Origin of the sequence: Enterococcus sp. DIV0712 (assembly GCF_050554855.1) — a bacterium.
Taxonomy (GTDB): domain Bacteria; phylum Bacillota; class Bacilli; order Lactobacillales; family Enterococcaceae; genus Enterococcus; species Enterococcus faecalis.
Map to the genome: position 1 here is coordinate 191,129 of NZ_CP187333.1, position 21,372 is coordinate 212,500.

Annotated in this window: 14 protein-coding genes and 2 rRNA genes (1 of these 16 running past the window's edge); 15 read left to right on the plus strand and 1 reads right to left on the minus strand. The window is 40.3% G+C overall.

The genetic code is table 11. The annotated features are described in order from the left end of the window. Nucleotides 1–200: 200 nt before the first annotated feature. Nucleotides 201–1,691, plus strand: coding sequence for an aldehyde dehydrogenase family protein (locus IGL42_RS00930; protein WP_010710983.1), 1,491 nt, complete (start codon nucleotides 201–203; stop codon nucleotides 1,689–1,691). 226 nt (nucleotides 1,692–1,917) lie between these two features. Here the strand turns inward: IGL42_RS00930 and IGL42_RS00935 are convergent, their stop codons facing one another. Next, nucleotides 1,918–2,901 carry an L-lactate dehydrogenase gene (locus IGL42_RS00935; protein WP_002356251.1) on the minus strand — a complete coding sequence of 328 codons (984 nt, stop codon included), beginning with the start codon at nucleotides 2,899–2,901 and terminating at the stop codon, nucleotides 1,918–1,920. Between the two features lie 335 nt (nucleotides 2,902–3,236). Here IGL42_RS00935 and pth point away from each other — a divergent pair, with 335 nt between their 5' ends. From pth to IGL42_RS01005, 14 genes are all read left to right on the plus strand, one after another. Next, nucleotides 3,237–3,803 carry an aminoacyl-tRNA hydrolase gene (gene pth, locus IGL42_RS00940; protein WP_002361556.1) on the plus strand — a complete coding sequence of 189 codons (567 nt, stop codon included), beginning with the start codon at nucleotides 3,237–3,239 and terminating at the stop codon, nucleotides 3,801–3,803. A 19-nt stretch (nucleotides 3,804–3,822) separates the two neighbouring features. Then, nucleotides 3,823–7,362, plus strand: coding sequence for a transcription-repair coupling factor (gene mfd / locus IGL42_RS00945; RefSeq protein WP_010710984.1), 3,540 nt, complete (start codon nucleotides 3,823–3,825; stop codon nucleotides 7,360–7,362). A 15-nt stretch (nucleotides 7,363–7,377) separates the two neighbouring features. Continuing rightward, nucleotides 7,378–8,967, plus strand: a complete 1,590-nt coding sequence (locus tag IGL42_RS00950; RefSeq protein ID WP_002361558.1) for a putative polysaccharide biosynthesis protein — start codon at nucleotides 7,378–7,380, stop codon at nucleotides 8,965–8,967. A gap of 14 nt (nucleotides 8,968–8,981) precedes the next feature. Continuing rightward, the gene (locus IGL42_RS00955; protein WP_002356255.1) at nucleotides 8,982–9,245 is read left to right on the plus strand and encodes an RNA-binding S4 domain-containing protein; all 264 of its coding nucleotides are present in this window, start codon (nucleotides 8,982–8,984) and stop codon (nucleotides 9,243–9,245) included. Nucleotides 9,246–9,499: 254 nt separating this feature from the next. After that, nucleotides 9,500–9,979 carry an FtsB family cell division protein gene (locus tag IGL42_RS00960; protein WP_002356257.1) on the plus strand — a complete coding sequence of 160 codons (480 nt, stop codon included), beginning with the start codon at nucleotides 9,500–9,502 and terminating at the stop codon, nucleotides 9,977–9,979. 44 nt (nucleotides 9,980–10,023) lie between these two features. Beyond that, a complete protein-coding gene (locus IGL42_RS00965; RefSeq protein ID WP_002356258.1) occupies nucleotides 10,024–10,503 on the plus strand; it encodes a S1 domain-containing RNA-binding protein in 480 nt (159 codons plus the stop codon). Between the two features lie 85 nt (nucleotides 10,504–10,588). After that, nucleotides 10,589–11,977, plus strand: a complete 1,389-nt coding sequence (gene tilS, locus IGL42_RS00970) for a tRNA lysidine(34) synthetase TilS (RefSeq protein ID WP_010710985.1) — start codon at nucleotides 10,589–10,591, stop codon at nucleotides 11,975–11,977. Nucleotides 11,978–11,995: 18 nt separating this feature from the next. After that, the gene (hpt, locus tag IGL42_RS00975) at nucleotides 11,996–12,541 is read left to right on the plus strand and encodes a hypoxanthine phosphoribosyltransferase (protein ID WP_002356260.1); all 546 of its coding nucleotides are present in this window, start codon (nucleotides 11,996–11,998) and stop codon (nucleotides 12,539–12,541) included. 93 nt (nucleotides 12,542–12,634) lie between these two features. Next, nucleotides 12,635–14,791 carry an ATP-dependent zinc metalloprotease FtsH gene (gene ftsH, locus IGL42_RS00980; RefSeq protein ID WP_002363441.1) on the plus strand — a complete coding sequence of 719 codons (2,157 nt, stop codon included), beginning with the start codon at nucleotides 12,635–12,637 and terminating at the stop codon, nucleotides 14,789–14,791. A 161-nt stretch (nucleotides 14,792–14,952) separates the two neighbouring features. Next, nucleotides 14,953–15,849, plus strand: coding sequence for an Hsp33 family molecular chaperone HslO (gene hslO, locus IGL42_RS00985; protein WP_002359370.1), 897 nt, complete (start codon nucleotides 14,953–14,955; stop codon nucleotides 15,847–15,849). An 11-nt stretch (nucleotides 15,850–15,860) separates the two neighbouring features. Then, nucleotides 15,861–16,859 (plus strand): tRNA dihydrouridine synthase DusB, encoded by a 999-nt coding sequence (dusB, locus tag IGL42_RS00990; protein ID WP_010710986.1) that lies wholly within the window; start codon nucleotides 15,861–15,863, stop codon nucleotides 16,857–16,859. Between the two features lie 93 nt (nucleotides 16,860–16,952). Further along, the gene (gene lysS, locus IGL42_RS00995) at nucleotides 16,953–18,449 is read left to right on the plus strand and encodes a lysine--tRNA ligase (protein ID WP_002359372.1); all 1,497 of its coding nucleotides are present in this window, start codon (nucleotides 16,953–16,955) and stop codon (nucleotides 18,447–18,449) included. A 653-nt stretch (nucleotides 18,450–19,102) separates the two neighbouring features. Beyond that, a 16S ribosomal RNA gene (locus IGL42_RS01000) occupies nucleotides 19,103–20,663 on the plus strand. Nucleotides 20,664–20,889: 226 nt separating this feature from the next. Further along, a 23S ribosomal RNA gene (locus IGL42_RS01005) occupies nucleotides 20,890–21,372 on the plus strand; it runs 2,430 nt beyond the window's last position. Together the 16S and 23S rRNA genes form the textbook arrangement of a ribosomal RNA operon.

Sequence of the window (21,372 nt, forward strand, 5' to 3'; positions counted from 1 at the left end):
TCAGTGCTAGCTTTTTTTGTGGCAAAAGTTCTCTCCAATAAAGTTTAATACATTCAGTTATTGCCAGGAGGCTTGAGGTCGGGATGAGTTAGCAACAGTCGCTGATAGCTATATTTTTTTTAGGTAGAATTATTTACTTTTAGGTGGAAGATGTCTTATAATTGTAAGCGGATACAAAAAATAAAAAAAGAGGTGGGTAAATGAGTAAAAAAGAAATAAATAAAGTAGTTGCCAGTAGCTATCAATTGTATATTAATGGAGAGTGGACAACAGGTAGTGGTAACAAAATGATTGCTAGTTACAATCCTAGTAATGGCGAAAAATTAGCAGAATTTGTAGATGCCACAAATGCAGATGTGGATCGAGCTGTAGAAGCAGCCCAAGAAGCGTTTCAGACATGGAAAGATGTTGACGTTGTAACAAGAAGCAATCTTTTATTGAAAATTGCTGATTTGATTGAAGAAAATCAAGAACATTTGGCTATGGTGGAGACTTTAGATAATGGAAAACCGCTTCGGGAAACGCAATCGATTGATGTCCCTGCCAGTGCAGACCATTTTCGGTATTTTGCTAGTGTGATTCGTGGAGAAGAAGGATCTGTCAAAGAATTTGATAAGGATACGTTATCCATTGTTGTGAAAGAACCCATCGGTGTTGTGGGTCAAATTATTCCGTGGAATTTCCCCTTATTAATGGGTGCTTGGAAATTAGCACCAGCGTTGGCAGCAGGTAACACGGTTGTGATTCATCCGTCCTCGAGCACATCATTAAGTCTGTTGGAATTGTTTAAAATTTTTGATCAAGTTTTGCCGAAAGGAGTAGTGAATTTAATCACCGGTCGTGGTTCTGATTCAGGAAATTATATGTTGGCACATCCAGGGTTTGATAAGCTAGCTTTTACAGGCTCAACAGAGGTGGGGTACACTGTCGCTAAAGCGGCGGCCGACCGCCTAATTCCAGCCACTTTAGAACTTGGCGGAAAATCAGCCAACATTATTTTTGAAGATGCCAATTGGGAACGTGCATTAGAAGGCGTGCAGTTAGGGATTTTATTCAATCAAGGGCAAGTTTGTTGTGCTGGGTCTCGTGTGTTCGTTCAGTCAGGTATTTATGATCAATTTGTAGAAGCTTTAAAGGAAAAGTTTGAACAAGTGAACGTTGGTTTCCCGTGGGAAAAAGATGTTGAAATGGGCGCTCAGATCAATGAGCATCAATTGGAAGAAATTTTAAAATATGTCGAAATTGGTGTGAAGGAAGGAGCTACGCTGATTACTGGTGGGCAACGTTTAACAGAAAATGGGCTAGACAAGGGGGCGTTTTTAGCACCTACGTTATTAGCGAATGGTACGAATGCAATGTGTGTGGCCCAAGAAGAAATCTTTGGTCCTGTTGCAACAGTGATTAAATTTGAAACGGAAGAAGAAGTCATTCGTTTAGCTAATGATTCTGAATATGGTCTAGGTGGTGCCGTCTTTTCTCAAGATATCAATGTGGCATTACGGGTTGCTCGTGGTGTACGGACAGGTCGAATGTGGGTCAACACATACAATCAATTGCCTGCGGGCGCGCCATTTGGCGGTTATAAAAAATCAGGAATTGGTCGAGAAACGCATAAATCAATGCTAGATGCTTATACGCAAATGAAAAATATTTACATTGTGACAAAAGAAGAAGCAGATGGACTGTATTAAGTAGTGTAGTGAATTCTAGATAATAAACTTATTTTTGGTTATTGTTATTTTTCGAGCTAAACAAAACAATAATTTTTTTAAAAAGTTGAGTGATGAGTAAAGTAAAACAGATTAAAAGTAAAGCCTGGTACAAAAATCACTTTGGATTTTTGTACCAGGCTTTAAAGCGGAGTAACAATAGTGTTCACTCTTGGTTGTTTTTAATTTTCGACTATTATAGAAGGAGTTATTTTGCTTCTTCTGCTTCAAATTTAGCAAAAGCTGTTTCAATAACTTCTTTTAATGCAGAAGCAGAAGCTTCCATTTTTTCTTGTTCAGCATCTGTTAATGGAATTTCAATGACTTGTTTAACGCCTTGGCGGTTGATGATCGCTGGTGCACCGATATAAATATCGTTTTGACCATATTCACCTTCTAAATAAACAGATAATGGTAACACAGAGTTTTCATCGTTTAGGATAGCTTTAGTGATACGCGCTAGTGCAACCGCGATTCCATAGAAAGTAGCTCCTTTTTTCTCGATGATTGTGTAAGCAGCGTCGCGTACGTTGAAGAATAAATTAACCATTGCTTCTTCATCGACGTCAGGATTATTTTTCACCCATTCGTAAATTTGTAAGCCAGCGACATTCGCATGTGACCAAACTGGGAATTCTGTATCTCCGTGTTCCCCTAAGATGTAGGCATGGACATTTCGTGCATCAACATCAACTAATTCGGCAATTGCTTGACGGAAACGAGCAGAATCTAGTGAAGTTCCTGAACCGATTACTCGTTCTTTCGGGAAGCCAGAGAATTTCCAAGTTGAATAAGTCAAAATATCAACTGGGTTTGCGGCAACTAAGAAGATACCGTTGAAACCAGAATCAACAATTGTTGTAACGATTTCTTTATTAATTTTCAAGTTTTTATGAACTAAGTCTAAACGAGTTTCGCCTGGTTTTTGAGGCGCACCAGCTGTTAAGACAACTAAGTCTGCATCATGGCAATCGTCATAAGTAGCAGCATAGATTTTTTTAGGAGAAGTAAATGCTAATGCGTGAGATAAGTCCAACGCGTCTCCTTCAGTTTTTGGTACATTAATATCAATAATCCCAACTTCTTGAGCAATATTCTGAGTTACTAAAGCAAAGGCATAGCTAGAACCTACGGCACCGTCCCCGACTAAAATTACTTTTTGGTGATCTTTATTCCCTGCGGCTGCAGTCATGTGTACCATTCCTTCCTCTACATTCTTTTTCGTGAGCAACGAGTTTTTATTTCCTGTTGCTAAAGTGATAGTAACATGGTTTGTAAAAAATGTCACGAACTTTGATTGTAAAAATGATACAGTTTTCAGACCTGTTTCAAAATGGTAGCTCTTACATGTGCGTAATTTCACTATCTTACGCATATTTAAATTTCTAAAAAATTTTTTTACATCTTTCTTAATCTTCAAAGACTGCGAGTTTTTTTATTTCTATGGTATAATGAATAAAACTGGGTAGCGCATACGCTTCCCAGCCATTTTGTGTTGGCAAGCTTATAATCCAAGGAGAATGAAAGATGAAAGTAATCGTAGGACTGGGAAATCCCGGTAGTAAATACAAAGAAACAAAACACAACATTGGCTTTATTACGCTAGATGAAATTGCGTATCGGCAAAATGTTTCGTTTAATAATAGTAATTTTGAAGCAGATATTGCAGAGTTTTTTATAGGGACTGAGAAAGTATTGTTAGTGAAACCATTAACATTTATGAATGAATCAGGTCGCTCTGTTGGTCCGTTGTTGACCTACTTTGGGGTAGATGAGGAAGACTTGATTGTTATTTATGATGACTTAGACTTAGAGGTCGGTAAAATTCGTTTACGGCAAAAAGGTAGTGCTGGCGGCCACAATGGGATAAAAAGTCTGATTGCCCATTTAGGAACAAATGTCTTTCCTAGAATTAAAATTGGCATTGGTCGGCCCTCAAAAAATGATACAGTTATCCACCATGTACTAAGCACTTTTCCCAAAGAAACACACGAAGAGATGTTACTTGCTGTAAAAAAAGCAGCCGATGCCGCTTTATATGCATGTGAAGGACATACGTTTGTTGAAACAATGAATCAATTTAATGGAAAATAGCAGAAAGGAGGGCCCTTGTTTGAATATTATCGAACGAATTAGCCAAACAGAAATTGCTAAATCATGGCGCAGTCAACTAATGACAACAGGAACGCGCCAACTAATTACTGGGTTATCAGGCTCTGCTAAAACATTACTGATGGCAGGCGCTTTACAAAAGACGCATCAAAAAATTGTTATTGCGGTCCCAAACCTATACTATGCCAATCAATTAGTAGATGATTTTTTAAATATTTTACCTTCAGAACAAGTTCATCTATTTCCAGTAGATGAAGTGTTATCCGCCGAAATGGCCTTTTCTTCACCAGAAGCGCGCGCAGATCGAGTGAGTGCGTTAAATTTCCTGATGACAGCGAATGCAGGAATTGTGGTCGTACCAGTAGCTGGACTACGAAAATATTTGCCAACGAAAGAAACGTGGCAAAATGCGCAACTTCATTGGGAAATCGGGACGGAAGTAGAACCTGAAATCCTCGCGCAACGCTTAGTGTTAATGGGCTATGAACGCCAATCGATGGTCGGGAAGCCTGGCGAATTTAGTATTCGCGGAAGCATTATTGATGTCTATCCGCTAAATGCCGAATACCCTGTTCGGGTGGAACTGTTTGATGTTGAAATTGACTCCATCCGTTATTTCGAAGCAGATACCCAACGTTCATTAGAAAATCTTGAAGAAGTAACGATTTCACCAATGACTGATTTAGTATTCTCAAAGGCAGATATGAATCATGGCATGATGAGGTTACAAGATGCTCTAGAAAAACGTTTAGCGACAGCTAAAGATCAAACGGAGACCGATTTTTTAGAAGAATATTTTGGTCAGTTGCTGTCTTCTTGGGAACAAGGGATTCCTACAGAAAATGCTCACTATTATACAGATTTTCTGTACCAACAAAAAACTACGCTGTTAGATTATTTACCAGAAAATAGTTTGCTTTTTGTGGATGATTATTCTCGTATGATGGAAACGGAGCGAGAAATCGCTAGAGAGGAAGCGGAATGGCAAACCCTGAAAATTGAAGAAATGCGCGTGTTTTCTGAACAAACTTTTGGCGTAGACTTTCATGATCAATTGCGAAAAACTGCACGAAATACGACCTTCTTTTCACTTTTTCAAAAAGGGATGGGGAATCTTCGTTTCCAAGAAGTCCATAATTTCCAATATCGTTCAATGCAACAATTCTTCGGTCAAATGCCGTTGCTAAAAGCGGAAGTGGACCGTTGGCAAAAGCAAAACCAAACGGTCGTTGTTTTTGTTCCTACGAAAGAACGGATTCAAAAAGTCGAAGAGCTATTTCAGGACTTTGACATACCTAGCGTAGTAAGCAATTGGGATCAGTTGTTAGATGGGCATGTCCAAATTGTCCAAGGGGCATTACAAACAGGGTTTGAATTACCTAAAAACAAGCTCGTGGCGATTACGGAAAAAGAAATTTTTCATACAACGACCAAAAAACGGGCACGTCGTCAAACAATCTCTAATGCGGAACGTTTGAAAAGTTATAGCGACTTAAAAACGGGCGATTATGTCGTTCATGCGAATCACGGGATTGGTAAATATATTGGTATGGAAACCTTAGAAGTTGATGGGGTTCATCAAGATTACATGACTATCTTGTACCAAAATGATGACAAGTTATTTATTCCAGTAACACAATTGAACTTGATTCAAAAGTTCGTTGCTTCCGAGTCTAAAACGCCGAAAATTAACAAGCTAGGCGGCAGTGAATGGACGAAAACTAAACGAAAAGTTGCTTCGAAAATTGAAGATATCGCGGATGATTTAATCTTACTTTATGCGACAAGAGAGTCGGAAAAAGGCTATGCTTTTCCGCCAGATGATGCGTATCAAAAAGAATTTGAAGAGGCTTTTCCGTATTCTGAAACAGATGATCAATTACGTAGTGCTGCCGAAATTAAACACGACATGGAAAAATCTCGACCAATGGATCGTTTGTTAGTTGGCGATGTAGGGTTTGGTAAAACAGAAGTGGCTTTACGAGCGGCTTTCAAAGCTGTTAGCAACAATAAACAGGTTGCCTTTTTAGTGCCAACAACTATTTTAGCGCAACAACATTACGAAACGATTCAAGAGCGGTTTGAGGGCTTTCCTGTAGAAATTGGTTTATTAAGTCGTTTCCGCACGAAAAAACAGCAAAATGAAACAATTGAAAAAATTAAACATGGCCAAGTAGATATTGTGATTGGTACCCATCGTTTATTGTCGCAAGATATTAATTTTAGTGATTTAGGCTTGTTGATTATTGATGAGGAACAACGGTTTGGAGTGAAACATAAAGAACGACTAAAACAATTGCGTTCACAAGTGGATGTCTTGACGTTAACAGCAACGCCAATCCCAAGGACCCTTCATATGTCGATGTTAGGTGTCCGTGATTTATCCGTCATCGAAACCCCACCAGAGAATCGTTATCCGATCCAAACGTATGTCATGGAAAATAATCCTGGGGCGATTCGGGAAGCGATTGAGCGAGAAATGGCCCGAGATGGTCAAGTCTTTTATTTATACAATCGAGTAGATACGATCGAACGAAAAGTTGAAGAGTTACAAGCGCTAGTTCCAGATGCACGAATTGCGTATGCACATGGGCAAATGACAGAAGTACAACTGGAGAATACTTTGTTTGATTTTATTGAAGGACAATATGATATATTAGTCACTACAACAATTATTGAAACAGGAGTAGATATTCCTAATGCTAATACCTTGTTTGTAGAAAATGCGGATTACATGGGCTTATCTACGTTGTATCAATTACGTGGTCGTGTGGGGCGTAGCAATCGAGTGGCCTATGCTTATTTTATGTACGAACAGCAAAAAATCCTAAACGAAGTTAGTGAGAAACGTTTAGAAGCAATTAAAGACTTTACGGAATTAGGTTCTGGGTTCAAAATTGCGATGCGTGACCTTTCCATTCGAGGGGCCGGAAACCTTCTTGGTGCCCAACAACATGGCTTCATTGATTCGGTTGGGTTTGATATGTACTCACAGATGTTATCTGAGGCAGTTGCTCGTAAACAAGGAAAAAATATCCAAGACCAAAAAACGTCTGTTGAAATTGATTTGGGCATTGATGCTTATATTCCAGGAACGTACATCACAGATGAACGACAAAAAATTGAAATTTATAAACGGATTCGTCAATTAGAAAATATGGATATGTACGAAGAATTAGAAGCGGACTTGTTAGACCGCTTTGGAGAGTATCCTGACGAAGTGGCGCATTTATTAACCACTGGCCGTATCAAAATGGATGGCGACCGTGCCTTGTTAGAAAGTATTCGTAAACGCGACCAAAAAGTCAAGTTTGTGTTAAGTAAAATTGGCACAAAAACATACTCTGTGGAGCAGTTGTTTGAAGCGTTATCGGCAACCAGCTTAAAAGCGGATCTAGCAGTTGAGAAAGAACAAATGACTATTTCCTTGAAGTTGCCGAAAGATTGTAAAGAAGCTGTTTGGATTCAAGAAATTGCTACTTTTACAACCGCATTGCGACAAGAAAAATACAAACATTCGCAAGAAACGGATTCCCTTTAAAAGGAGGCCTAGAAGATGGCACAAAAAGAAATGCAACGAATGATGCAAGGTGCCGTTGTGTTAACCATTGCTTCCTTCATTGCAAAAGTGTTGAGTGCGTTTTATCGCGTTCCTTTTCAGAACTTTGTAGGGGATGAAGGATTTTACGTGTATCAGCAAGTTTATCCAATCTATGGGATTGCGATGACATTAGCATTGTCAGGCTTACCGCAATTTATTTCCAAAATTGTTGCTGAACAACCAGATATTCGGAGTCAAAAACAAGTGTTGCGCCAACTATATCCCTATGTGTTATGGTTAGCGATTGCTTGTTGGGCCTTCTTTTTCTTTGGTAGTCAAGAAATTGCTATTAGTATGGGGGATGCTGCACTCCAACCATTAATGGAAGTTGTTTCCTTTACCTTTTTACTCGTTCCAATTCTTTCTTTCTATCGTGGGAATTTTCAAGGTCATTTGTTGATGGTGCCTAGTGGTATTTCACAGGTGATGGAACAGTTTGTGCGTGTCGGGGTTATTCTAGTAGCTGCGTTGTCCTATCATTACTTTGGTGGCTCCATTTACCAAACGGGGACAGTGGCCATGAGTGGTGCGTTGGCTGGCGGTATCTTAGCGGTACTTGTCTTATGGTACTACAATCGAAAAATTCTTAGTGGAAGTACGGAATACTTGCATCAATGGAAGATTATGCCTCAAACCACAGGACTATTTAAACGTTTAATGATTGAGGGTGGGTTGGTCTCTTTATATAGTGCTTTTCTGATTCTATTTCAATTAATTGATTCCTTTAAAGTAAAAAATGCCCTCATGCTTTTCGGGCTCTCTGATTTAGCTGCGAAAGTGGACAAAGGGGTCTATGATAGAGGACAACCACTAGTTCAATTAGGATTGGTAATTGCTTTAGCTTTAAGCTCGACCTTTTTACCAGGTTTGACAAAATATTTTATGAAAAAAGACCGTCAACAATTTTTACAAGTTGCAAAAATCTTTTTGCGTCTTACCACAACCTTGGCATCGGCGGCTTCGATTGGTCTGATGATGTTATTGCCGTACATGAACTTTACGCTTTTTAAAGATTATAAAGGCAACGATGTTTTAGGGGTGTATGTTTTATCCATCGCTTTTATGGCCATTATTCAGGCCTACCAAAGTATTGAACAAAGTCGCAATCGTTTTAAAGGTCCTTTAGTGGCAGCTGGTGTGGGCTTATTAGTGAAATTACTGACAACGGGCTTTTTCACCATTCGTTGGGGAACATTAGGTGCTAGTTGGTCTACTATTCTTGGGTTACTAGCGACGTTATTCGTTTTAGTCCGACAATCGGATGCAGCGATTAATTGTTTTGTTCGAGAACGAAACTTTTTGAAAAAACTGTTGCTTAGTTTAGCAATCATGATGCTGTCATTACTGGTCTATCAAGGAATTATCTCCATCTTGTTCCAAGGTGTGCATCACCGAAGTCAAGCGTTTTTCGTTACAGTTTTAGGTGTTGCAGTGGGTGGTACAGTTTTTATTAGCACCATCATTAAGTTAGAATTATTTACGATACGTGAATGGTTAAGTTTACCGTATGGCGCAAAAATTTTACGGATGAGACAAAAAAAATAAAAGAGGTGAATGTGATGCGGTTAGATAAATTTTTAAAAGTTTCTCGCATTATTAAAAGAAGAACAGTTGCCAAAGAAGTCGCTGATAAAGGTCGGATTCAAATCAACGGAGTCTTAGCCAAATCTTCTAGTACTGTGAAGATTGGTGACCTTGTCAAAATTCAATTTGGGAACAGAATTTTAGAAGTAGAAGTCCTGCAACTAAATGACTCTACGAAAAAAGAAGATGCCACAAAAATGTATGAAATAAAATCAGAAACACGTGTCTCTGAAGAATAAGCAGGTGAGGATGGAGCGCTTGGCAAGTTCATTGAAAAGATGAATATTCCAAGCGCTTCATCCTTTCAGCGTTTTAATGAAACAGACGCGCCGCTTTTGAAAAAAATTAATAAATCAACCGCTGTTATTTCAAAAGCAAAGAATATTTTAGAAAAAAGCTTGATTTTCTTTAACTTCTCTGAAATTAACATTAGACAAGGTTCTTAGATGTTGGTATAATAAAACGGACAATCCAAAGCGAGTGGAGCGAGACGATGGGAAAGAATGAAAAAAACTCGAAGAAAGTTGCGGCATTGGAAAATGACTACACGAAAGAACAGTATGTCGAATTCCAAAAACAACAGAAACAATTGATTTTTAGACGCAGACGCTTGGCAGCGATTTTTCTCGTGGCCTTCATTATTTTTGCCTTTTCTGGCATCCAATTGATGAAAGATTATCATCGCTTAGGTGCTTTCAAACAAGAACGAGCAGATGCAATTGCTGAATCCGTAGCAGTTGATAAGAAGGTCAAGGATCTAAAAAAAGACGTTGCTTTGTTAAAAGATGATGATTATGTGGCAAAATTAGCACGTAGCCGTTTCCTTCTCTCAAAAGAAGGCGAACAGATTTATCCCACACCAGAACAAATGAAAAAAACACAGACTTCTGGAGCGGAAGAAAGCAAGAGCAGTTCAGAAAAAAATAGTCAATCACAGTCTTCAACTGAAACAACTAAGTCTTCAGCTGAATAAACTGCAATTATAATTAGGGAAAAAATAGGAGGAACAATTTTTTTATGTCAATCGAAGTAGGAGCTAAATTGCCAGGAAAAGTGTCAGGGATTACTAACTTTGGTGCATTTATTGATTTAGGAGAAGGAAAAACTGGGTTAGTACACATCAGTGAAGTGTCTAATGGATTCGTTAAAGATATTCATGATGTATTAACAGTAGGTGACGAAGTAACAGTGAAAGTAACCTCAGTTGGTGACGACGGCAAAATTGGCTTATCGATCCGTAAAGCACAAGAGCCAGCAGAAGGGCAACAACCAAAACGTGAATTTCAACGTCGTGAAAACAATTATGAGAATCGTGACCGTAATCCACGCGCAGGGGGCAAAAAGCCTTTCAATAAACCACAAGCAAATAACAATAACAATAAACAAGATTTTGACTCATTGATGAGCTCTTTCTTGAAAGATAGTGATGACCGTTTATCTTCATTAAAACGTAATACTGAAGGCAAACGTGGCGGACGTGGCGGACGTCGCGGCTAAGCACAAACAAATAGGGGGACTGGGGATAACGAATGGGTTATTTCTCGGTTCCTCTTTTATTCTAAGGAAGAAAGAAGGGCGAACAATGTTTTGGCAGTTTTATAAACGAGGAAAAGAACAAGGATTTTGGCAACCGCATCAAACAATCGTGGTCGCCGTTTCTGGTGGTGTAGACTCCATGGCCCTTTTGACGTTAATGGAACAGGTGGCAGAAAAAGAACAATTACAATTGGTTGTTGCACACGTCAATCATCAATTGCGAGAAGCGTCGGCACAGGAAGCGCAATATCTCGCTACCTATTGTCAGCAGCGAGAGCTAACGTATTATGAAACACGTTGGGAAGACCCTGAAAAGCAACGAAATTTAGAAGCAAAAGCGCGCACATTTCGTTATGAATTTTTTAAAGAAGTCATGGAAATTGAAGGTGCGGCGGTCTTAATGACGGCACATCATCTAGACGATCAAGCGGAAACGATTTTAATGAAACTGATTCGAGGAACTAATTTTTCCCATTCCGCGGGCATTAAAGAGAGACGTCCTTTTGCGACAGGGGAATTGATTCGTCCGTTACTTATTTATCCAAAAGAAGAATTGTATCAATTTGCACAGCGACAAGCATTCGTTTATTTTGAGGACGAAACGAACCAAACCAATGAATATTTGAGAAATCGACTCCGTAATCAGGTTTTGCCGCTATTAAAGCAGGAAAATCCGCAATTCTTAGATCAGATTGCTTCTTTTAGTAATGAACAACGTTTTGCCCAAGAATTTATTCAGGAACAAATTGAGCCTCAATTATCTGAAGCCGTAGAGCCGACCAAACAAGGCTGGCGCATTCCTTTGAAGAGATTATTAAAAGAAACGCCTGCGTACCAGCACTTCTTTTTAACCGCGTTTTTCCAAAAAACATTAGTGCCATTAGGGGTTTCGTTAAACCAACGCCAGATGACACAAATTTTAAAAGTTTTGAATGATGAACGCCAACCGCAAGGCTCGGTTATGTTAGAACAGCAATGGCAACTAGCTAAAAGTTACGATTGGCTGTGCTTAGAACAAAAACAGGTTGCACTGCGAGAAGAAGTTACACATTTATTAGTACCTGGTGCGGGGATTTATTTATCGGAAACCGAGTGGCTAGGATTAATTGTGACAGACAAACCGTTTCCTCTTCCTGAAGAGATTAATCAATGGGCGGGCCAGTTGTTGGCAATCCCGTTGTCCACAGCCACACCTTTGACCGTTCGTCATCGCCAAAGTGGTGATCGGATTACATTAAAACCAGGGTTTACGAAAAAATTAAGCAGAGTTTTTATTGATCAAAAAGTGCCAAATGAAGCGAGAGAGAGTGCTTGGGTCATTACGGATAAGCAAGAGGAAATCATTTGGGTACCAAAATTTGCAAATTCCTATTTGAGTATTCCTTTAGAAACTGATAAAATACACTACAGACTCCTTTTTAAGACAAAGGAGTAATGCTGAAAGGAGCGCACTATGATAGAAAAAGATATTGAGAAAGTCCTAATCTCCAAAGAAGAAATTCTTGCGAAGTCTGCAGAGCTTGGCAAGCAACTGACAGAAGAATATCAAGGGAAAAATCCTTTAGTGGTCGGTATTTTAAAAGGTGCAGTACCATTTATGGCTGATTTGACTCGTGAAATCAATACTTATTTAGAATTGGACTTTATGGATGTATCTAGCTACGGCAACGCGACAGTTTCTTCAGGCGAAGTAAAAATTGTCAAAGACTTAGACACAAATGTCGAAGGTAGACATATTTTAATCGTAGAAGATATCATCGATAGTGGTCGTACATTAGCGTATTTAGTAGATTTGTTTAGATACCGTAAAGCTGCATCTGTGAAAATTGTTACCTTATTAGATAAACCAGAAGGCCGTGTAGTAGACATTAAAGCTGACTACGTAGGGTTTGATGTGCCCAATGAGTTTGTGGTCGGTTACGGATTAGACTATGCAGAAACGTACCGCAACTTGCCTTATATTGGCGTTTTAAAACCTGAAGTTTACGAATCAAATTAATATCTATCAAGGAATTAATTGTGTTACAATGTAAAGGTCAGGATTGATAAAAGAATAACATGAATTGTAATGATGAGCATAAGGAGGACAGGCATGAACAAAAAGAATAATGGCATGAAAAATGGTTTATACTACGTCTTAGTAGTACTTGCCATGGTCATGGTTGTCTATTTCATTTTTGGAAATAACAACCAACAATCGCCAGACATCGATTACTCAACCTTCCAACAACAATTGGAAGACGGAAAAGTCAAAGACATGACCATTCAACCAACCAATGGGGTTTACCGGATTGAAGGTCAGTATAAAGAAAAACAAGAAGTGAAAGACACAGGTGGTCTGTCATTGTGGGGCTCAACGCAAGCGTCGTCAAAAGGCTTCACAACAACCGTTTTACCTAGTGATACAACCTTAGCTGGCATTCAAGATGCGGCACAAAATAACAAGGTGAAGCTAGTTGTCAAAGAACAATCAACAAGTGGTGCTTGGTTGTCACTGTTGTTTAGTTTCTTACCATTAGTGATTATTTTCTTCTTCTTCTACATGATGATGAGCCAACAAGGCGGTGGCGGTGGCGGCGGTGGCCGTGTGATGAACTTCGGTAAATCCAAAGCCAAAGAAGCCGATAAAAAAGCTAACCGTGTCCGCTTCTCAGATGTAGCTGGTGCGGAAGAAGAAAAACAAGAATTAGTTGAAGTAGTGGAATTCTTAAAAGATCCACGTCGTTTCGCTGAATTAGGCGCACGGATTCCTGCGGGCGTACTATTAGAGGGACCTCCAGGGACTGGTAAAACGTTACTTGCTAAAGCCGTAGCAGGTGAAGCAGGTGTGCCATTTTACTCAATCTCAGGTTCAGATTTCGTTGAAATGTTTGTCGGGGTCGGTGCTAGCCGTGTCCGGGATTTATTTGAAACAGCGAAGAAAAACGCGCCTGCGATTATCTTTATCGATGAAATCGATGCAGTTGGTCGTCAACGTGGTGCTGGTATGGGTGGCGGACACGACGAACGTGAACAAACCCTTAACCAATTATTAGTTGAGATGGATGGTTTTGATGGCAATGAAGGAGTTATCGTAATTGCTGCAACGAACCGTTCAGACGTGTTAGACCCAGCGTTGTTACGTCCAGGTCGTTTTGACCGCCAAATCTTGGTAGGACGTCCAGATGTCAAAGGTCGTGAAGCGATTTTACGTGTTCATGCGAAAAACAAACCGTTAGCTGATGACGTTGATTTGAAAGTTGTTGCACAACAAACACCAGGTTTTGCTGGTGCTGATTTAGAAAATGTCTTAAACGAAGCAGCCTTAGTTGCCGCTCGTCGTAACAAGAAAAAAATTGATGCTTCTGATGTGGATGAAGCCGAAGACCGCGTAATTGCTGGTCCAGCTAAAAAAGATCGCGTGATTAATAAAAAAGAACGCGAAATGGTTGCTTACCATGAAGCGGGACACACAATCGTTGGTTTAGTCTTAAGCCGTGCCCGTGTTGTCCATAAAGTAACAATTATCCCTCGTGGTCGCGCAGGCGGTTATATGATTGCTTTACCAAAAGAAGATCAATTCTTAATGACTAAAGAAGATATGTTTGAACAAATCGTTGGCTTACTTGGTGGACGTACAGCAGAAGAAATTATCTTTGGCGTTCAATCAACAGGGGCTTCAAATGACTTTGAACAAGCAACAGGGATTGCCCGTAGCATGGTAACGGAATATGGAATGAGCGACAAATTAGGACCTGTTCAATATGAAGGAAACCATCAAGTCTTTGTCGGTCGTGATTATGGTCAAACAAAAGCTTACTCAGAACAAGTGGCGTTTGAAATCGATCAGGAAGTTCGCCGTATCTTAATGGATGCTCATACAAAAGCGCATGAAATTATCGAAGCGCACCGTGAACAACATAAACTAATCGCTGAAAAACTATTAGAATATGAAACATTAGATGCAAAAGCAATCAAATCATTATTTGAAACAGGTAAAATGCCTGAAGGTGCTGACAGCGACTATCCTAGTGAAAAAGAAGCGCAAACATTCGAAGAAGCAAAACGTGCTTTAGAAGAAAAAGAAGCGCAAAAACAAGTTGAAGAAAAACAAGACTTTGAAGAAGCGAAAAAAGAATTACATGATGAAGCAGAAGAAGTCAAAGTAGAAAGCGAACAAACAGAAAAAGAAGTCCAATCTGAAGAGAAAAAAGATTCAGATTCCAATTCTGAATATGATCGCAATAACTACGAAGATCGTTATAAATAACCAATTAGTAGAAGGTGCAGTATTTGTCGAGTTGACGAATACTGCACCTTCTATAATATTAAGATATTCTATAGAAGGAAGATTATTTGGTTGAAAAAACACCTGATTCCTAGTATTATCTGACTAATGGACAAAAAAGCACCAAGAGAAGAGGAAAAAGAATGGAAGATTATTTAGTAAAAGCCCTTTGTTATAAAGGTTCGATACGAGCATATGCCATCAGTGCCACTGAAACTGTTAGTGAAGCGCAAAGAAGACATGATACATGGAGTTCTTCTACCGCAGCGTTAGGACGCACATTGATTGGAGCCCTTTTACTAGGAGCGACTTTAAAAGGTGACGATAAATTAACTGTAAAAGTACAAGGAAATGGCCCAGCTGGCGCTATTATTGTCGATAGTAATGGCCGTGGAGAAACAAAAGGCTACATTAAAAATCCACATGTCAGCTTAAAGTTGAATGCAACAGGTAAAATTGATGTACGTGGTGCTGTCGGTAACGAAGGAATTTTCACAGTCATTAAAGATTTAGGATTAAAAGAAACCTTTTCTGGACAAACACCTATTGTTTCTGGTGAAATCGGTGAAGACTTTACATATTTTATGGCGGTCTCTGAACAAGTTCCTTCAGCTATCGGTTTAGGTGTATTGGTGGACACGGATGAATCTGTGAAAGCAGCCGGTGGTTTTATGATTCAAGTAATGCCAGGTGCCGATGAAAGTACCATTGATTTTATTGAACAGCGTCTAGCGGAAGTGCCACCAATTTCACAATTACTAGAAAATGGAGAAACACCTGAACAAGTCTTGTATCGCTTATTGGGAGAAGACGAAGTAGAAATTTTAGAAAAAATGCCTGTACAATTTAAATGTGACTGTTCCAAAGAAAAATTTGCGACCGCTTTGATTGCTGTTGGGATCGATGAATTAAATGCGATGATTGATGAAGATCATGGAGCAGAAGCAGTTTGTCAATTCTGTAACAATAAATATCACTATAGTGAAGAAGAATTAATTGAACTTCGCGATGAAGCGATTCGCAATACGAAACAAAAGTAGGAGGAAAGACTATGTGGAAAATTGGAGACGTTGAAATCCCCAACCGTGTTGTCGTAGCTCCGATGGCGGGTATTAGTAACGCCGCTTTTCGTGTGACTGTAAAAGAATTTGGCGCAGGATTAGTCGTTTGTGAAATGATTAGTGACAAAGGAATTAAATTAAGAAACAAAAAAACCTTAGAAATGCTATATATTGATGAGCGAGAATATCCTTTAAGTGTACAAATTTTTGGTGGAGATAAAGAAACATTAGTGGAAGCTGCTAAGTTTGTGGAAGAAAATACGCAAGCGGCGATTATTGATATTAACATGGGTTGCCCTGTCAATAAAATAATTAAAGCTGAAGCTGGTGCGAAATGGTTGCTGGAACCGAATAAAGTGCATGAGATGGTTCACGCAGTCTCTTCGGCAGTTTCTTTGCCTGTTACTGTAAAAATGCGAACAGGCTGGGATGAAGATCATCTATATGCTGTAGACAACGCTTTGGCTGCCGAACAAGCAGGGGCTTCGGCAATTGCTATGCATGGTCGGACACGTGTCCAAATGTACGAAGGGACAGCCAACTGGGACGTTTTAAAGGAAGTGAAAAAGCATTTAACCATTCCTTTTATGGGAAATGGCGATGTCAAAACGCCTGAAGATGCTAAACGCATGTTAGAATATGTTGGAGCGGATGGTGTGATGATTGGTCGAGCTGCTTTGGGCAATCCTTGGATGATTCAACGGACGAAAGAATACTTGGAAACGGGCGAATTGATGCCTGAGCCTTCACCAGCTGAAAAAATTAACATTGCAAAAGTTCATTTACAACGATTAGTGGATTTAAAAGGTGAAAAAATTGCGGTCCGTGAGTTTCGCCAACATGCTTCTTACTATCTAAAAGGAATCTCGCGAGCGGCCAAAGTGAAAGTTGCGATTAACCAAGTTGAAACACAACAAGCAGTTGTCGATTTACTTGATGCCTTTGTAGAGAAGATTTCCAAAGTTGCTGTAACTACTATAGAAGAATAAAAAATTCAAGCCGAAAGTAAAATTCGGCTTGCTTTTTTTCGAATTACTGTGGCATTATTAGGATAGGTTAAAATCAAGAATGGAGGAACAACAGTGGCAGAAGAACAACAAGCGCATTTAGAGGATTTAAATGATCAAATGCTCGTGCGCCGCGAAAAAATGGAAGCTTTACGTGAAGAAGGGATTGATCCTTTCGGTAAACGTTTCGATCGCACTCATAATTCAGCAGAACTTCATGAACAATATGATAATCATACAAAAGAAGAACTTAGTGAAATGAATACAGAAGTCAGCGTTGCTGGACGTATGATGACAAAACGTGGTAAAGGAAAAGCTGGTTTCGCCCATTTGCAAGACCGTGAAGGCCAAATTCAAATTTATGTTCGGAAGGACCAAGTTGGAGACGAAGCCTATGAACTATTTAAACATGCTGACTTAGGCGACTTCTTTGGTGTGACAGGTCAAGTAATGAAAACCAATACGGGGGAAGTTACTGTTAAAGCTCAAACAATTACGTTATTAACTAAAGCTTTGCGTCCATTGCCAGATAAATACCATGGATTAACGAATGTGGAACAACGCTATCGTCAACGCTATTTGGATTTAATCAGTAACAAAGAAAGCTTTGATCGTTTCATGAAACGCAGTCAAATTATTAGCGAAATCCGTCGTTATCTAGATGGCAATGGCTATGTCGAAGTAGAAACGCCTGTCTTGCATAACGAAGCAGGAGGAGCTGCTGCTCGTCCATTTATCACACACCATAATGCGTTAGATATGGACTTATACTTACGCATTGCCCTAGAGTTACATTTAAAACGTTTAATTGTCGGTGGCATGGAAAAAGTATATGAAATTGGTCGTGTCTTCCGTAATGAAGGAATCGATACCACTCATAACCCAGAATTTACAATGCTAGAAGCTTATACTGCTTATACTGATTATCAAGATGTGATGGATTTAACAGAGGGAATTATTCGTAATGCTGCGGAAAAAGTCTTAGGAACTACTGATATCACGTACGATGGTCAAGCGGTTGACTTAGGAAGTCCTTTCAAACGTCTACACATGGTAGATGCGGTCAAAGAACAAACGGGCGTAGATTTTTGGCAAGAGATGACGATAGAAGAAGCCCGTGCGTTGGCTAAAGAACATAATGTTGAAATTACAGATGCCATGACAGTCGGTCATATCATTAATGAATTTTTCGAAACATTTGTAGAAGATACGTTGCAACAACCAACATTTATTTATGGTCACCCAGTCGCTGTTTCACCATTAGCGAAGAAAAATCCAGAAGATGGTCGTTTCACTGACCGCTTTGAACTATTTATTATCGGAAAAGAGTTTGCTAATGCATTTACAGAATTAAATGATCCAATTGACCAACGTGAACGTTTTGAAGAACAAGAAAAAGAACGGGAACAAGGAAATGATGAAGCACACGGAGTAGATGAAGATTTCATCGAAGCCTTAGAATATGGCTTGCCACCAACCGGAGGATTAGGTATTGGGATTGATCGACTAGTTATGTTATTAACCGATGCACAATCAATTCGTGATGTCTTGCTATTCCCAACAATGAGATAAAAAAAGATGCCTTAAGGGCATCTTTTTTTTGTATTCGCAAAAAATTAAATAAAAAAAGAATAGAAAAACAATTGAAACCAATTCTTTTTTTCTAAAAAAATCGAAGATGGGTAATAAAAAGAATGGGTAATCTGATAAAAAAACGAACTTTATCTAATCGGATAAGAAAGAATAATCGGTATTGAAAAAAAGTTTAAAAAAAGTGAAAATAATGATTGACCAATGCTTGAAATCTTGGTATATTATTACATGTCGCAAGGCGAGTCACACAGCTGAGCGATTCAGAAGTCAATAATTAAATAACAATTCTTGATTTCAAATCTCTCGAAAAAAGTTTGAAAAAACAACAAAAAAGTTGTTGACAAATAACAAACGAGATGATAAGATATAGAAGTTGTCACAACAGACGACAACAACCGAGCAAAACAACTTAAAAAAACTTTTTTAAAAAAGTTCTTGACATTCAAACGAAAGTTTGTTATGATATAAAAGTTGCTGCGAGGTAACGTAGACCTTTGAAAACTGAACAAAGAATAGACGAACCAAATGTGTAGGGCGTCTTGATTCAATTCAAGACAACGAACATTTTTAACAAGCAAGCAATATGCTAGCAAACAAATTGAGCTTAACAATCGCAAGATTGTTCTAACTTTTATTATGAGAGTTTGATCCTGGCTCAGGACGAACGCTGGCGGCGTGCCTAATACATGCAAGTCGAACGCTTCTTTCCTCCCGAGTGCTTGCACTCAATTGGAAAGAGGAGTGGCGGACGGGTGAGTAACACGTGGGTAACCTACCCATCAGAGGGGGATAACACTTGGAAACAGGTGCTAATACCGCATAACAGTTTATGCCGCATGGCATAAGAGTGAAAGGCGCTTTCGGGTGTCGCTGATGGATGGACCCGCGGTGCATTAGCTAGTTGGTGAGGTAACGGCTCACCAAGGCCACGATGCATAGCCGACCTGAGAGGGTGATCGGCCACACTGGGACTGAGACACGGCCCAGACTCCTACGGGAGGCAGCAGTAGGGAATCTTCGGCAATGGACGAAAGTCTGACCGAGCAACGCCGCGTGAGTGAAGAAGGTTTTCGGATCGTAAAACTCTGTTGTTAGAGAAGAACAAGGACGTTAGTAACTGAACGTCCCCTGACGGTATCTAACCAGAAAGCCACGGCTAACTACGTGCCAGCAGCCGCGGTAATACGTAGGTGGCAAGCGTTGTCCGGATTTATTGGGCGTAAAGCGAGCGCAGGCGGTTTCTTAAGTCTGATGTGAAAGCCCCCGGCTCAACCGGGGAGGGTCATTGGAAACTGGGAGACTTGAGTGCAGAAGAGGAGAGTGGAATTCCATGTGTAGCGGTGAAATGCGTAGATATATGGAGGAACACCAGTGGCGAAGGCGGCTCTCTGGTCTGTAACTGACGCTGAGGCTCGAAAGCGTGGGGAGCAAACAGGATTAGATACCCTGGTAGTCCACGCCGTAAACGATGAGTGCTAAGTGTTGGAGGGTTTCCGCCCTTCAGTGCTGCAGCAAACGCATTAAGCACTCCGCCTGGGGAGTACGACCGCAAGGTTGAAACTCAAAGGAATTGACGGGGGCCCGCACAAGCGGTGGAGCATGTGGTTTAATTCGAAGCAACGCGAAGAACCTTACCAGGTCTTGACATCCTTTGACCACTCTAGAGATAGAGCTTTCCCTTCGGGGACAAAGTGACAGGTGGTGCATGGTTGTCGTCAGCTCGTGTCGTGAGATGTTGGGTTAAGTCCCGCAACGAGCGCAACCCTTATTGTTAGTTGCCATCATTTAGTTGGGCACTCTAGCGAGACTGCCGGTGACAAACCGGAGGAAGGTGGGGATGACGTCAAATCATCATGCCCCTTATGACCTGGGCTACACACGTGCTACAATGGGAAGTACAACGAGTCGCTAGACCGCGAGGTCATGCAAATCTCTTAAAGCTTCTCTCAGTTCGGATTGCAGGCTGCAACTCGCCTGCATGAAGCCGGAATCGCTAGTAATCGCGGATCAGCACGCCGCGGTGAATACGTTCCCGGGCCTTGTACACACCGCCCGTCACACCACGAGAGTTTGTAACACCCGAAGTCGGTGAGGTAACCTTTTTGGAGCCAGCCGCCTAAGGTGGGATAGATGATTGGGGTGAAGTCGTAACAAGGTAGCCGTATCGGAAGGTGCGGCTGGATCACCTCCTTTCTAAGGAATATTACGGAAATACACATTTCGTCTTTACTTTGTTCAGTTTTGAGAGGTCTACTCTCAAAACATTCGTTCATTGAAAACTGGATATTGAAGTAAAAAGAATCAAAACAAACCGAGAACACCGCGTTGAATGAGTTTTTTAATAAGTTCAATTGCTTATTTATTGATTAACCTTCTATCGCTAGAAGAAGTGATCAAGACCCAACCGTAAGGTTGATAAGGTTAAGTGAATAAGGGCGCACGGTGGATGCCTTGGCACTAGGAGCCGATGAAGGACGGGACTAACACCGATATGCTTTGGGGAGCTGTAAGTAAGCTATGATCCAGAGATTTCCGAATGGGGGAACCCAATATCTTTTATAGGATATTACTTTTCAGTGAATACATAGCTGATTAGAGGTAGACGCAGAGAACTGAAACATCTTAGTACCTGCAGGAAGAGAAAGAAAATTCGATTCCCTGAGTAGCGGCGAGCGAAACGGGAAGAGCCCAAACCAACAAGCTTGCTTGTTGGGGTTGTAGGACTCCAATATGGTAGTCTGTTAGTATAGTTGAAGGATTTGGAAAATTCCGCTAAAGAGGGTGAAAGCCCCGTAGACGAAATGCTGACAACACCTAGGAGGATCCTGAGTACGGCGGAACACGAGAAATTCCGTCGGAATCCGCGGGGACCATCCCGCAAGGCTAAATACTCCCTAGTGAC

Coding starts and splice junctions, on each gene's coding strand:
- IGL42_RS00950 (WP_002361558.1), top strand. CDS start 7,378: ATGGCACAAAAAGAAATGCAACGAATGATGCAAGGTGCCGTTGTGTTA.
- IGL42_RS00965 (WP_002356258.1), top strand. CDS start 10,024: ATGTCAATCGAAGTAGGAGCTAAATTGCCAGGAAAAGTGTCAGGGATT.
- hslO (WP_002359370.1), top strand. CDS start 14,953: ATGGAAGATTATTTAGTAAAAGCCCTTTGTTATAAAGGTTCGATACGA.
- ftsH (WP_002363441.1), top strand. CDS start 12,635: ATGAACAAAAAGAATAATGGCATGAAAAATGGTTTATACTACGTCTTA.
- tilS (WP_010710985.1), top strand. CDS start 10,589: ATGTTTTGGCAGTTTTATAAACGAGGAAAAGAACAAGGATTTTGGCAA.
- IGL42_RS00955 (WP_002356255.1), top strand. CDS start 8,982: ATGCGGTTAGATAAATTTTTAAAAGTTTCTCGCATTATTAAAAGAAGA.
- IGL42_RS00930 (WP_010710983.1), top strand. CDS start 201: ATGAGTAAAAAAGAAATAAATAAAGTAGTTGCCAGTAGCTATCAATTG.
- dusB (WP_010710986.1), top strand. CDS start 15,861: ATGTGGAAAATTGGAGACGTTGAAATCCCCAACCGTGTTGTCGTAGCT.
- hpt (WP_002356260.1), top strand. CDS start 11,996: ATGATAGAAAAAGATATTGAGAAAGTCCTAATCTCCAAAGAAGAAATT.
- pth (WP_002361556.1), top strand. CDS start 3,237: ATGAAAGTAATCGTAGGACTGGGAAATCCCGGTAGTAAATACAAAGAA.
- IGL42_RS00960 (WP_002356257.1), top strand. CDS start 9,500: ATGGGAAAGAATGAAAAAAACTCGAAGAAAGTTGCGGCATTGGAAAAT.
- IGL42_RS00935 (WP_002356251.1), bottom strand. CDS start 2,901: ATGACTGCAGCCGCAGGGAATAAAGATCACCAAAAAGTAATTTTAGTC.